Consider the following 12,886-nt stretch of genomic DNA (forward strand, 5'->3'; position numbering starts at 1 on the left):
AAGGACGCATGATGTCCCATACTCTCAAGACTTCGCTGGCGGCATTCCTTGCCGCCAGCGCCTCCGCCCTGACCCTGGCGGGCTGCGCGGTCGGCCCGAACTACAAGGCCCCCGCCCCGCCGCCTGCCGCCACCGCAGCCTTCCTCGGTGCGAGCGATCCCTCGGTCGCCACCACCGCGCCCGATGATACCTGGTGGAAGCTCTACGACGATCCCGTGCTCAACGGTCTCGTCGCAGATGCACTGGCCGCAAACACAGATGTTCGCGTCGCCGTCGCCCGCATCGAGAAGGCCCGCGCTGCCCTGCGCGGCTCGAAGAACGATGCCCTGCCCCAGACCGGCATCGACGCGTCGGGCGGCTATGGCCGCGCCTCGCAGAGCCAGTCGCTTCCCGGCTATGACCGCGAGGGCCGTCGCACCGATGGCGAGTTCACGGTCAATTACGAGCTGGACCTGTTCGGCCGCGTGAAGCGTGAGATCGAAGCCTCGCACGCCGATCTCGCCGCTGCGCAGGAAGATGCCGATGCGGTGCGCGTCACCGTAGTGGCCGATACCGTACGCGCCTATGTCGATGCCACCAGTTCGGCCGAGCAGATCGCCGTGGCGCAAAGCACGCTCGGCCTGCTCGACCGGTCGGAGCGGATCACCGATGCGCGGTTCCAGCGCGGGCTCAACCAGAAGCTCGACGTGATCCGCGTGACGCAACTGCGCGAAGAGCAGGCGGCCTCGATCCCGACATTGCAGGCCACCCGCGATGCCGCGCTGTTCCGGCTGGCAACGCTGACCGGACGCACGCCGCAGGATCTGCCTGAGGCCGTGCGCACCCGCCAGACCACGCCCGACGTCTCGCAACCAATCCCGATCGGTGACGGACGCGCGCTGCTGGCGCGTCGCCCCGACGTCAAGGCGGCGGAACGGCGTCTGGCAGGCGATACCGCGCGCATCGGCGTGGCGACGGCAGACCTCTATCCGCGCATCACGCTGGGCGGATCGATCGGCTCGACGACGCTCGGCGCGGGCAACGTGCTGGGCGGCGGGGCGCTGCGCTGGCTGCTGGGACCGATGATCTCGTGGGCCTTCCCCAATCAGGAAGCGATCCGCGCGCGCATCGGTGGTGCCAAGGCCGACACCCAGGCCGATCTCGCCACGTTCGACGGCACTGTGCTCAAAGCGCTGGAGGAGACCGAAACGGCGCTTTCGGCCTATCGCAACGCCCTGCTGCGCGAAGACCGCCTGAACGCGGCACGCGATGCCGCCGAACGGGCGGCCAATGTCAGCGAAGCGCGCCAGCGTCGCGGCGAGATCGACTCGCTCGATGTGCTCGACGCGCAGCGCACGCTGGCAAACTCGGAAGCCTCGTTCGCGCAAGGGCGCCGCGATGTGGCGATGGCGCAGGTCGATCTGTTCCGCGCCCTCGGCGGTTCGTGGCAGGGGCAGACCGCCCCGAGCGCACAGACGGCAGAGCGGTAAGCATCAAGGGCGGGGCTGCCAAGGCAGTCCCGCCCGCTCCGGTATTCAATAGGAAATCCGGATCGTCCCGCCGATGGTGCGCGGACTGCCGATGTAGCCGAACACCGAACCATAATCGCCTTCGCGAAGGCTCAGGTAATAGCTTTTGTCGAAAAGGTTGTTCACCCAGACGGATGCATCGATCACGTGCTTGTCGACCTGACGAGTGACACCCAGCGACATGTTGACGAGGCCGTAGGCCGGAATTTTGGCCGAGGGTGAATCGTCCACCGTGGAATAGGTACTGCTGCGCCAGGAATAGCGCGCGGTGTAATACAGGCTGGTAGTCTTCGAGACCGGTGTTTCGTACCGCGCATTCACGTTCGCCGTGTAACGCGGCGCGCGGAACACCGGCTTGCCGGTCAGATCGCAAGACGCCGGCGGCGAAGCCCCCAACGTAACCTCCGGGGCACAGCGTGCATCTGAGTAATCCAGATATTTCATGTCATTGAGCATGAAATAAGGCGAAAGAGTCAAGCCAAACGAAGAGGTCCATATCGCAGAGGCTTCCACACCACGTCCCCGATATTCGCCTGCGTTGAGCAGATAAGTCGATTGCGACGCTACATCATACCCCTGCGTCTGGAAATCGTGGACCCAGGATTCAAACAGATCGACTTTGGCTGAAAGACCGATCTGCGGCACGTCCTTCTGAAGGCCGAGTTCGATCGTCTGCGTGGTCTCGGGCTTCAGGATCAGCGAGTCCGTGCCCGCCTTGCTCACCGCGCCGGACGAGATGTTCATCGCCCCGGCTTTCTCAGCATAGGCCCCTGCAAGATAGATCAGCGTATTGGCATCCGGTCGGTAATTGAGGTTGAGCATGGCCGAAGGCAAACCCTTGGTCTGGCTGATCACACCGGAATCGAAGGGGCTCTTGTTGAGCCGGACGAAGCTGCCACGCTTGTAGTCAATTGATTCCCGAACGCCTGCCTTGAGGTCCAGCTTGGGCAGGATATGGAACGTGCCCTGCGCAAAGACGCCGTAGAAATCGTCATGCAGCTTGCCGTATCGCAGGACATCGAGCCCGGTATAGCTCGAACTGCCGTACCATGCGGCGGCATCCGCACCGTAGCGCGAGTGCGCCATGCTGTTGGTACGCTCACCTGAATAGGATACGCCCATCGCCAGATCGCCCCACTTCCAGTGCGGGGTATCCAGACGGAACTCCTGATAGAACGTCTTGTCACGCACGCGCCAGCCACTGTCGTGATAGACATCGATGCTCTGACCATCGGACGCACTGGGGTCGTTGGACAGGAAACGGATGGAACTGATCGAGGAGAATTTCCACCCGCCCGCAAGGTCGATGAATATCTGCGGCGAAATTCCGTAGGACTGAACCGTGAAGTAGTTCTGGTCGTCCAGATCGACCTTGCGCCCATACACATTGACATTGCCGGTCTGCGAAGAGTGCAGATCATAAAGGTCGACACCACCGATCGTCAGGGTCTTGTAAAGTACCGGCGTGGACGTGCTGTGTTCGTGGCTGTAGTCGGCGATCAGCTTGGCCTTCACGGTATCGGAAGGATGCCAGACCAACTGCGCACGCACGCCGTTCCCGGAACTGCCGTTAACCCAGTCACCATTGGCGACGTTACGCACATTGCCGGTCAATCCCGTGTGCATGTAGCTGATACCGGCATAGAGATTATCGGTGATCTTGCCCGACACAGCGGCACTGGCGCGCAGATAGCCGTAACTGCCGTAAGAGAACGAACTGCTGGCCGTGAGGTCAGGCCCCGGTTCACGGGTATGAATATCGATGACCCCGCCGGTCACGTTGGCGGAATAGAGCGTGCCCTGCGTCGCTCCATTGTAGACATCGATGGATGCCACATCGTTGAATCCGGAAGACAGCATGCCGGGGCGGGCAAGATAGACGCCATCAAGGAACAGCCCCACGCTGCTGGGCATGCCGATATTGACCTCGCCACCGGTCTGGCCACCGCCATCGCCATTGCCACGTATGCTGAGCGTGGTGTTGAACGGATCGCCCTCGTCCACATTGAGACTGGGGGCTACCTGCTGGAGATCGCTGAGGCTGTCGATCCGCTGATCCTCCAGGAATTTGCCATCTACGTGATAGCCGGATGTCGGCGGTCGCTGCGCATCGCCTTTGTCAACGGTCCCCTTGACCACGATGTCGCTTTTGCCGGATCTCGGATCACTGCCGGCGTCATCGCCAGATGCGGCAGTCTCGCTCGCAAACGCGGGTGTTGCGGCCAATGTTAAGACCAGAGCAAGGGCGGATAACGAAGCCCCGGATACACGAACATTACGGAGACGACAGAGACGCGCGGCAATCGACATAATAACCCCTATAACCTATCTGTTAGGTAGGGTATCGATCCGAGAAACGCCGTGGAAGATAGTTTTCCTATCCATACCAACGGTTTTGCATCTTGCCGCACGTGGGCGAAAAGATCTCAAAGGCGTTCAAAGACGAATGACTAGCCCACCTCACGAGGCCGTGAGGCAGCGCAAAAATGCTCGCTTCCAGAAGGTTTACCCGGCTTCACCGAATAAACCCCTCTCAGTGTTTGTTCCGCCGCCTTTTCTGAGTCATCTGACGAATATAGCTGATTAGAAAACCCTCTAACCGCAAGACAAACTTCTATAGCGCATAAGACCATCGGTAAGAGCCTGCAAACCGTAGTCGACATCTGCCGGTGCTCGCGCAAAACCGATACGGATATGACCTGCACGACCGAAGTATTCACCCGGCGCCACGATCACTCCACAGCGATCTGCCAACCATTCGGAAAAGGCGTTGGTATCCTCAATCCCCACTACACGCGGAAACGCGATACAGGCACCATCGGGCAAGTCTCCCTCGACGAGACCTTCGGCTCGCCAATGCGCATGATAGGATTCGATGATCGGGCGGGCGCGACGCATGATGCCGTCGCGATAATCGTCAAAGACGCCGCGCTGCTCCAGCACCAGCGCAGCCAGTGCATGACCCAGCGTGGAAATGCCGAACTCGGTCTCATCGGCCAATGACCGGATACGCGCAACGATCTCGGCCCGCGCAACGATCCAGCCGCAGCGCAGCGTGCTGAGGCCGTAAGTCTTGGTCAGACTGGAAATGCTGATCGCATTGGGTGAGACCTGCACGGCGGGCTGGGTCCGTTCCGCCTCGGTGGCGTAATCTGCATAGACCTCATCAACCACCAGCAGAACGCCGTAAGTTTCCGCGATACGGGCGAGCGCAGGGATCTCCGGCGTCGCCATGCCTGACGGGTTGTGCAGGTTGGAAACCACGATCAGCTTGGTGTCGGGTCTGATCTGTGCCGCGACGGCATCGGGATCGATGGTGAAGCCCGGCCCGCTACGCTCGAAGCGATCCACCGCAATGCCCAGCGTTTGCGCCAACGTATGAAAGATATCGAAAGCCGGGTTCTCGACGAGAATGCGCTCTCCCGGCTTTACCAACGCGCGATAGATCAGCGACAGCGCGCCGGTGGCACCGGTCGTACACAGCACCTGCCCCTCGCCGACGTCATAGCGCTGCTGCAATTCCCCCACGACAAACGGGTTCCCCCCCGCAAACGCACTGGCATAGCGCGAGGTGATATCGCCCTCGAAACCTTCTCGCACGAGGTTCTGCAGCAGGTCGATCGGTTCGGGCACCGAACTGTCGAACAGGCTGATCAGCAGGTTGCGCTCCGCCTTCACGCGCCGGATGACGCTTCTCACCCAGTTTGCGTAAGACATTGCAGGCCTGCCCGGCTCGCTGTTCGGCATGTTGTTTCCTGCACTCGCCACGTTATCGGGCTTTCGTTGGTTTCGACGGTAATCGTTCTTGGCGAACGAAGACGGCCCGGTGCCCCCCAAGAGGAATCGGACCGTGCTGGTGGTTGTTTAGAAGTCCTTGCCGATCGACAGGCCGATCGTGCGCGGCTGGATCACACCGGCGGCATACGTGCCGGTGCGGGTGATGGTATCCCGTGCGCTACCCGAAACGAAGCCGAGCTTGTCGGTCAGGTTGCGGACGTAGAGCGAGTAGGTCCAGCCGTTGTTCTCGATACCCGCACGCAGCGAGTACGTGGTGAAGGCGGGCATCTCGAAGCGCACGGCAGAAGCGCTGCGCGTGAAGTCCGAATAGCGGTTACCCACATAGGCCATCGTGCCGCCGATATAGGCATTGACGTTGCCGGGCAGCACGAAGCGCTGTTCCAGATCGATCGAGCCTGCATACTTGGCCGAATAGGGCAGGCGATCGCCCTTGAGGCCATAAAGCGTGGCGACATCGACATCCTCACGCAGCGTCGCGTCGGTGAAGGTGAACGTGCCGGTCGCGCTCATGCCCTGCCAGGGGGTGAGCGTGGTGCTGGCCTCGACGCCGCGGCTGCGCGCCTTGCCGCCGTTGCCGGTGAACGAGAAACCGCTGTCGTCGGTCTGCGAAAGCTGGATCTTGCTCCACTCGATATCGAACACCGAGAGGTCGACCGACAGCAGGTGATCGACGATCTGGCCCTTCAGGCCAAGGTCGTAGTTGGTCGTGCGGTCAGGGCCAAAGGTCCGGTTGGCAGACGTCACCGGCACCAGGTTCGGACCGCCCGGACGATAGCCGCTGGCAACGCGGGCGTAGACCATCAGGTTGTCGTTGATGTGGTAGCTGGGGCTGACCAGGAAGGTGAAGGCATGATCCTTCGACTTCGCCGCCGAGGTATCGACGGTATCGTCGGCATAGCCTTCCAGAATGCCGCCCAGGCTCTCAAGGCTCGACTGGCGGTTGATCGCGTAACGTCCGCCGACCTGCAGCGAAAGCTTGTCGGTGAAGTGATAGGTCAGGTCCGCATAGCCCGCGAACTCGCGATAGGTATCGGGGTCGGTCGCGGTATACAGCGGGTTGTAGAGGCCGTTGCCCAAGATATCGATGGCCGCGCCGGTGTTGTAATCCGCCGCATAGATGGTCTGGTAGGTGCTGTTATCCTCATGCGTGAAAAACCCGCCGAGCTGCCAGTCGATCGGCCCCGAACCGTTCGAGGACAGGCGGACCTCCTGCGTCCACTTCTTCGAATAGGCATTGTTGGCGATGGTCACGCCGGTGCCACTGGTATCGTCCATGAAGTACGACAGATAGCGCCCGAAGGTCTGGCTGACGTCCTGCGGCCCCACGAAGCTGATGCGGCTGTAAGAGGTAATCGAGGTCAGCGTGGCAAAGCCCATGTCATAGGCGGCGCGCAGGCTGTAGAGGCGCACCTTCTTGTCACCAAGGCCGGTACCCGCCACGCGGCTGTGCTCGTAGTTGCCGTAGACCGGGGTGCCGTAGACATCGACGTCCATGTCCGAGACGTTGTTGGTCTTGCGGTTCTGGAGCAGCGCGGTCGCCAGCAGCGAGAAGTCGGACGTGGGCTTCCAGAGCGCGGTGATCTTGCCGCCGTAAGCATGGCCGTTGTTCACGTCCTTGGCGCCCGAAGTGGCATCGTCCACCCAACCGGCATCGCTGCGGTAGTAGCCACTAGCGCGTACTGCCAGCGTCGACGTGATCGGCACGTTCACCGCACCGCGGGTCGCCCAACCGAGCCCACCATGGTCAATCGCTTCGCCATTGGCCGAAACCGTACCGCTGAACTTGGTGGGATCGGGCATGATCGATACGTACTTGATCAGGCCGCCAAGGCTGCTGGCGCCGTAGAGCGTACCCTGCGGCCCGCGCAGCACTTCCACCTGCGAGACGTCGGACGGATCGATCTCGGCCGAGACCTGATCGCCCAAACCTGCGCCGGTGCTGGAGCCCAGTGGCACGTCGTCGAGCACCATCGCCACGGTCGGATTGTTGCCCGACCCGGTGGTAATGCCGCGCACCACAAAGGTCGACCGGCCATTGCCCGCCGAATAGACGCTGAGGCCGGGCAGCTTGGTGAAGTAATCGCGCAGCTGCGCGTCGTTCTCGCGCGTCAGGGTGTCTGCGGAAACCACCGAAACCGGGATCGGCACATCGATCAGGCGCTCGTCGCGCTTCTGCGCCGTCACCACGATCTCGTCACCGGACTTCGCCTCAGCAGCAGCAGCGGGGGCTGCATCGTCGGCAAAGGCGGGCGTCGCCGCAGCGGTCATACAGGTGGCGAGTAGCAAGGCGCGAAGCGAGCGAGCATTGTAGATCATGATATTCCCCGATTGACTGCGGCTTTGCAGCGGCCCCTACCGCCCACGCCTTTGATGGCGACAGCATAGTCCGGGCTCCGGGGATATTTATGCCTAGTGCGGCACCAAAGGTGTCATTCTAAGCATAGCGCATGCTCAATCAGCCACTGAGAATAAAAATAGCACCCGCCTAGGCAAGAGAACGTAATTTTCAATCCAATGATTCCGGTATGCGCGCATCATTACATGTGTGCACTCAAGTCTTGCCAGACCTCAGTGGGCCGCAACCCACTGGTACGCCATGACCGTTCTCCCGCGAGGCTGATAGCGCAGGGAAAACGTCTGCCCGTCTCGGCGCACATCCAGCGTCAGCCAAGCCGTCTGATCGCCCTGGAGCTTGTCCTGCGGGAACGTGTTGACGATCTCATCGCCATCGCGAAGCCCTGCCTTCTGCGCCTCGGAGCCAGCGATCAGGCCGTGCACGATACGCGGATGGGCGGTGAGCGAGGCCGGGTCAAAGCCCAGATCGAACCGACGCAGCGGCACCTGTATCCGCCGGAACTGCGGCCCGAAGGCGTCGGACGGCGGCAGTTGCACGCCACCGGCCAGCATCGCATCCAGACCTGCGACACCCTTCTCGCCCAGATCCGCCTTCAGCAGCGATCGATAAAGCGCCTCGTTCATCGGCTTGCCCGCGCGCCGAGCGGCCAGCATCGTACGCACGATATCGTCGAGCGAGCGCCTGCCCTTCGAGGCCGCGCGGATCTGCGCGTTGACCACGGCGAAGTAGAGCGAGCCGCGATCGTAAGGCAGCACCCGGATACGCGTATCGCGCCAGAACCCCGCTGGAATCTCGGCATTGGGCGTCGCGATCTGGGCGTTGGTGTAATAGCGCGCCGCCGTCTCGTTCAGGTCGGCGAGGAAATCCTTGGTCGAGATCATGCCGGCGCGATAGGGCAAGGCCCGCTGGTAGTAGACCGCCAGCCCCTCGCCGAACCATGAGCGGTCAAGCCCGTCCGGCGCGTCCATTGATCCGTCCAGCGAATTGACCCAACTGTGCAGCATCTCGTGGGCCAGCAGCGAGCGCAGGTCGGCGGGCGTGGAAGTCTGGTTGAACGTGAACGCGAAGCTGTCGACCAGACCGATGCCGCTACCGGGGTTCTTGGCGTTGGTCCGTCCGAACACGCCGAAACTGGGCGGCGTATAGCCGAAGAAACGACCATAGAAGCGATGCAGACCACCCGCCCAATGCATCGTCGGCGCCATGTCGAACGGCGGCTTGCCCTGCCAGACGCCGAAGAACCCATCGCTCGCCGGGCCGAAACTGCCGGGATGCCCGCCCATGACATAGATCGAGCCCAGCCGCTCTGGCATCAGCGCCTCATGGCTCCAGGCATCGCCCATGCCGATACTGGAGGCACTGACACCGTGGGCTGCGCTGCCAGAATCGTAACGGGAGAAATCCCAGCTCACACGCAGCCGCCGCGCGACATGATCGACCGGCACCAGCAGGAATGCGTTCGACGCCGCCGAAAAAGTGCCGCCCTCGGTCCGCATCTCGTACTGCGGCAAGGCGAGCGGCGGCGCATCGGCATGGATCGGCACCCGGTATTCCACGCGGATAGCCCCGTTCACCGGACGGCCGGCGATCCAGCGCCGCAACGTGTTCGAACCGTCCTGCACCTCATCCCGGCTAGTGACCGCCAGCGCGCCTGCCGCATCCGAAAAGCGCAGGTCCGTCAGGTCATTCGCGCTCGTCACCAGCGTATTGGCGATCACTGGCAACGCGAAGACCGCCTGACCCGCCGTCGCATGCTCTCCCTCGACGGCGATCGAGACATCGACATAGGGAATGTCCCCTTCCCCATCCGGCGCGGCGGGCGCAAGGCGAACCGCCATTTCGGGTGCAGGGGCCTGCGCACCGGTCAGCAACAAAAGCGCAGGCGCAAGGCAGCAGGCGAGCGAGGCATGGCGTGTCGTCATGTCGTACAGACTAATGAGGGAGTCGCGCAAAATCCGCCGTCTTCTGGCATATCCCGATCCGCACTTGCGCATTCTTTATGCGCATCAGCTCTATCAATGCGCAAACCGGACGGGAAGCCGCGTCGTACTCTTGAGGTCTTCCAGTATGATGCTTGACCGGGCAGTGGCAACTTCAGGCGCGGTCAGCAGTTCGCGGGTCAGCAAGGTGTTGAAGCTGGACAGATCACGCGTCGCGACCTTGAGGATGATATCCGCCTCGCCCGTCAACGACTGGCACTCCAGCACCTCGTCCATTTGCGCGATGCGCTGCTCGAAGCGCTCCAGCCAGTCCGGTTCGTGCGAACGCAGCGTGATCAGCACATAAGCCATCACCCCAACGCCCATCCTGGGCGCATCCAGCACCGCCGCGACCCGCGCGATGTAGCCCGCACCGCGCAACTGCGCCATGCGACGCGAACATTGCGAGGGGGAGAGATGCACCTGCCGGCTCATCTCCACCGGGCCGATATCTCCCTGACCTTGCCAGACGTCGAGAATCCGCAGGTCGAAACGATCAAGTTCGCGATTCATAGTCATGTCGTGCATGGATCGTGTCGCAGTGTCGATCCAGATGCATCAATATTGCATGAAAGAACATATTTTCGCGAACAATGCACAGACATTGTACCCCCGCGCGCTTAGATGGATCTGCAGCAAATACAGGGCGGAGAGCCCTTCGTGTCGCCGCTGCCCGAGGGCCGTCGCGGCGTGGCGGCCCTCCACCCTTTCCTTCTGCACAATCAGCCGAAAGAACCCCGCATGAGCGTTGCGCACGCCGCGCCCGAAATCGCCCGTCGCCGAGCGACCAACTTGTCGATCTGGAACAGCCCCTATCTTCTGCTCACGCTGGCGGCATGTCTGTGGGCGAGCAATTTCGTGCTGGGCCGGGCGCTGCCGCATTCGCTGGTGCCCGTCAGCCTCTCGTTCTGGCGCTGGGCTCTAGCCATGCCGATCGCACTACCCTTTGCCCTGCCGCACCTGAAGCGCGACTGGCCGAAAATCCGGCGCGGCTGGCCCGTACTCTTGCTGCTCGCCGCGCTTGGGCTCGCAGGCAGCAACACGCTGGCCTATCTTGCGCTTCGCCAGACCACCGCGACATCCGCGCTGCTGGTCCAGTCCGCCATGCCGGTGACGATCGCCGCCTGCGGCTTCGCACTGTTTCGTGACCGGCTGAACCAGCGCCAGCTGTTCGCCATGGCGCTTGCGTTCTGCGGCGTACTGGCCGTCATCCTCGCGAAGCCCGGCGCGTCAGGTGCGCTCAACCTCGGCACGATTCTGGCTGCTGCCGCCATGCTGTCTCAGGCGCTTTACGCAACGCTGCTGCGCCGACGCCCCAGGCTCCATCCGGCCAGCTTCCTGTTCCTGACCTTCGCCGGCGCAGCGCTGATCATGCTGCCGTTCCAACTCGCCACCGGAAGCCCGCTACCGCTGCACGACCAGCAAGGCCTGAGTGCGCTTGCCTATCTGGCGCTTGGCCCTTCGGTGCTGGCGTTCTTTCTGTTCAATCGCGGCGTAGCGCTGATCGGATCAGGACGCGCGGGTCTGTTTTTCTATCTAATGCCAGTATTCGGCACCGTATTTGCGACCGTCCTGCTGGGCGAGCGGATCAGCGTGGCGGAGATCGGCGGCTTCGCGCTGGTCGGCGTGGGGTTCATGCTTTCAAAACGGGCAGAGCGCCCCTGAAACCGATCAGAGAGAGGGCAGAGGCAACCGGTGCGTGCACTTCATCTCCGATAGCGTGGCGGTGGAACGGATGTCCTCCACCCCCGGCAGGCGGAGCAGCGTGCGGAAGGTGAAGTTCTGATACCACGCCATGCTCGGCGCCAGAACCTTCAGCATCACGTCCATTTCGCCGAACAGCGTGTACGCCTCGGTGATCTCGGGAATATCCTCGATCGCGCGCATAAATTTTTCGCGGTTCTCGTCGCTCAGGCGACCGATCTTGAGCTGGGCGAAGATGTACATGCTCTCGCCGAACTTCTCACGGTCCAGGATCGCCACTTGCGTCTTGACGTAGCCTTCCTCCTTCAGCCGCTGCATCCGCCGCCAGCAGGGCGACTGCGACAGGCCGACGCGGTCGGCGATCTCGCTGGAGGATTCCGAAGCGTCGATCTGCAGACGGTCGAGGATCTTGATATCGAGACGATCGAGTTCGACAGCCATGGTTATGCACACTCTTGCAGGAATTTGGATCAGGATTGTTTTAGATCAGCTTCTTCGCATCCGATCAACATGCTTTCGCGCGCAGGAACGACCTAATATCGCACTGATACAATCGGCAACCCTGAGGACTGCATATGCACCGTGACGACCTGGCGATCTTCGACAGCGAAGCGGTACGCGCGCATCTGACCTACCCCGATTGCATCGCAGTGCTGCGCGAGGCGATGCAGGCGCTGTCCGCCGGAACGACGCGCCAGTTGCTGCGCACGATGATCTCACTGGGCACCGGGCGCACCTTCGCGCAGATGCCCGGTGCGCTGGGCGATCACGACTATTTCGGCACCAAGACGATCAGCGTCTTCGCCGATCCGCAGCGCCCCGGCCTGCGCCGCCATCGCGGTCTGGTGGTGCTGTTCGAGCCCGAGGAAGGCCGCCCCGTCGCCGTCGCCGATGCCGAGGAAATCACCCATATCCGCACCGCCGCCGCGACCGCGCTTGCCACCGATGCGCTGGCGCGGCCCGACGCGAAAACGCTGCTGATCGTCGGCACCGGCGGGCAGGCGCATACCCATCTGGAAAGCCTGCCGCTGGTCCGCCGGTTCGAGCGCGTGCTGATCTGGGGCCGCTCACCCGAAAAGGCCGCCGCACTGGCGAACGAGTACGCCCACCTCAACGCGCAGGCCGTTACCGATCTGGAAGCCGCGACCCGCGCCGCCGACGTGATCTGCACGCTGACCACTGCCTCCGAGCCCGTGATCTTCGGCGACTGGGTGCAACCGGGCGCCCACGTCAATCTGGTAGGTTCAAGCGGCCCCGGTCCGGTCGAGGCCGACAGCGCGTTGGTGGTGAAGTCGCGCTACATCGCCGACAGCCGCGCCTCCGCGCTCGACGCCGCCGCCGAATTCCTCGTGGCGCGCGAGGCCGGGCTGGTCAACGATGCGCATATCGTCGCGGAAATCGGCGAAGTCCTGCTTGGCCGTGTGCCGGGGCGCACCTCGGCGCAGGAGATCACGCTCTACAAGTCGCTCGGGCATTCGGTGCAGGATCTTGCCTCCGCTGCCCATATCTACCGTTCGCATCTTGCCAGCAAGGACGCCTGA

General features: G+C 62.6%; 9 protein-coding genes. 3 read left to right on the forward strand and 6 right to left on the reverse strand.

All coding sequences use genetic code 11. The annotated features are described in order from the left end of the window. Positions 1-8 precede the first annotated feature (8 nt). A complete protein-coding gene (locus tag AC3EC3_RS15935) occupies positions 9-1,469 on the forward strand; it encodes an efflux transporter outer membrane subunit (protein WP_488490587.1) in 1,461 nt (486 codons plus the stop codon). A 45-nt stretch (positions 1,470-1,514) separates the two neighbouring features. Here the strand turns inward: AC3EC3_RS15935 and AC3EC3_RS15940 are convergent, their stop codons facing one another. The 5 genes from AC3EC3_RS15940 to AC3EC3_RS15960 all read right to left on the reverse strand — a co-directional run bounded on the left by AC3EC3_RS15940 (position 1,515) and on the right by AC3EC3_RS15960 (position 10,160). After that, entirely contained in the window at positions 1,515-3,647 is a 2,133-nt protein-coding gene (locus AC3EC3_RS15940) for a TonB-dependent receptor (protein WP_488490588.1), read from the reverse strand. 456 nt (positions 3,648-4,103) lie between these two features. After that, positions 4,104-5,225: a pyridoxal phosphate-dependent aminotransferase gene (locus tag AC3EC3_RS15945; protein ID WP_488490589.1), complete on the reverse strand. Its 1,122-nt coding sequence runs from the start codon at positions 5,223-5,225 to the stop codon at positions 4,104-4,106. Between the two features lie 147 nt (positions 5,226-5,372). Continuing rightward, on the reverse strand, positions 5,373-7,622 hold the full coding sequence (locus AC3EC3_RS15950; protein ID WP_488490590.1) for a TonB-dependent receptor: 2,250 nt from the start codon (positions 7,620-7,622) through the stop codon (positions 5,373-5,375). Positions 7,623-7,874: 252 nt separating this feature from the next. After that, complete coding sequence (locus tag AC3EC3_RS15955; RefSeq protein WP_488490591.1) at positions 7,875-9,584, reverse strand: M61 family metallopeptidase; 1,710 nt, start codon at positions 9,582-9,584, stop codon at positions 7,875-7,877. Between the two features lie 93 nt (positions 9,585-9,677). Continuing rightward, the gene (locus AC3EC3_RS15960; RefSeq protein ID WP_488490592.1) at positions 9,678-10,160 is read right to left on the reverse strand and encodes an Lrp/AsnC family transcriptional regulator; all 483 of its coding nucleotides are present in this window, start codon (positions 10,158-10,160) and stop codon (positions 9,678-9,680) included. 222 nt (positions 10,161-10,382) lie between these two features. Here AC3EC3_RS15960 and AC3EC3_RS15965 point away from each other — a divergent pair, with 222 nt between their 5' ends. After that, positions 10,383-11,306 carry a DMT family transporter gene (locus tag AC3EC3_RS15965; protein WP_488490593.1) on the forward strand — a complete coding sequence of 308 codons (924 nt, stop codon included), beginning with the start codon at positions 10,383-10,385 and terminating at the stop codon, positions 11,304-11,306. A 6-nt stretch (positions 11,307-11,312) separates the two neighbouring features. Here AC3EC3_RS15965 and AC3EC3_RS15970 read toward each other — a convergent pair whose 3' ends face one another. Next, positions 11,313-11,786 carry an Lrp/AsnC family transcriptional regulator gene (locus AC3EC3_RS15970; RefSeq protein ID WP_488490594.1) on the reverse strand — a complete coding sequence of 158 codons (474 nt, stop codon included), beginning with the start codon at positions 11,784-11,786 and terminating at the stop codon, positions 11,313-11,315. A 134-nt stretch (positions 11,787-11,920) separates the two neighbouring features. Between AC3EC3_RS15970 and AC3EC3_RS15975 the strand changes: the two genes are divergently transcribed. Further along, entirely contained in the window at positions 11,921-12,886 is a 966-nt protein-coding gene (locus AC3EC3_RS15975; RefSeq protein ID WP_488490595.1) for an ornithine cyclodeaminase family protein, read from the forward strand.

The sequence above is a fragment of the Novosphingobium sp. BAM6 genome (assembly GCF_057784955.1).

Bases quoted from the DNA above. Each gene is read 5' to 3' on its own strand.
- AC3EC3_RS15950 (WP_488490590.1), bottom strand. From the start codon at position 7,622: ATGATCTACAATGCTCGCTCGCTTCGCGCCTTGCTACTCGCCACCTGT.
- AC3EC3_RS15945 (WP_488490589.1), bottom strand. From the start codon at position 5,225: ATGTCTTACGCAAACTGGGTGAGAAGCGTCATCCGGCGCGTGAAGGCG.
- AC3EC3_RS15960 (WP_488490592.1), bottom strand. From the start codon at position 10,160: ATGACTATGAATCGCGAACTTGATCGTTTCGACCTGCGGATTCTCGAC.
- AC3EC3_RS15955 (WP_488490591.1), bottom strand. From the start codon at position 9,584: ATGACGACACGCCATGCCTCGCTCGCCTGCTGCCTTGCGCCTGCGCTT.
- AC3EC3_RS15970 (WP_488490594.1), bottom strand. From the start codon at position 11,786: ATGGCTGTCGAACTCGATCGTCTCGATATCAAGATCCTCGACCGTCTG.
- AC3EC3_RS15965 (WP_488490593.1), top strand. From the start codon at position 10,383: ATGAGCGTTGCGCACGCCGCGCCCGAAATCGCCCGTCGCCGAGCGACC.
- AC3EC3_RS15975 (WP_488490595.1), top strand. From the start codon at position 11,921: ATGCACCGTGACGACCTGGCGATCTTCGACAGCGAAGCGGTACGCGCG.
- AC3EC3_RS15935 (WP_488490587.1), top strand. From the start codon at position 9: ATGATGTCCCATACTCTCAAGACTTCGCTGGCGGCATTCCTTGCCGCC.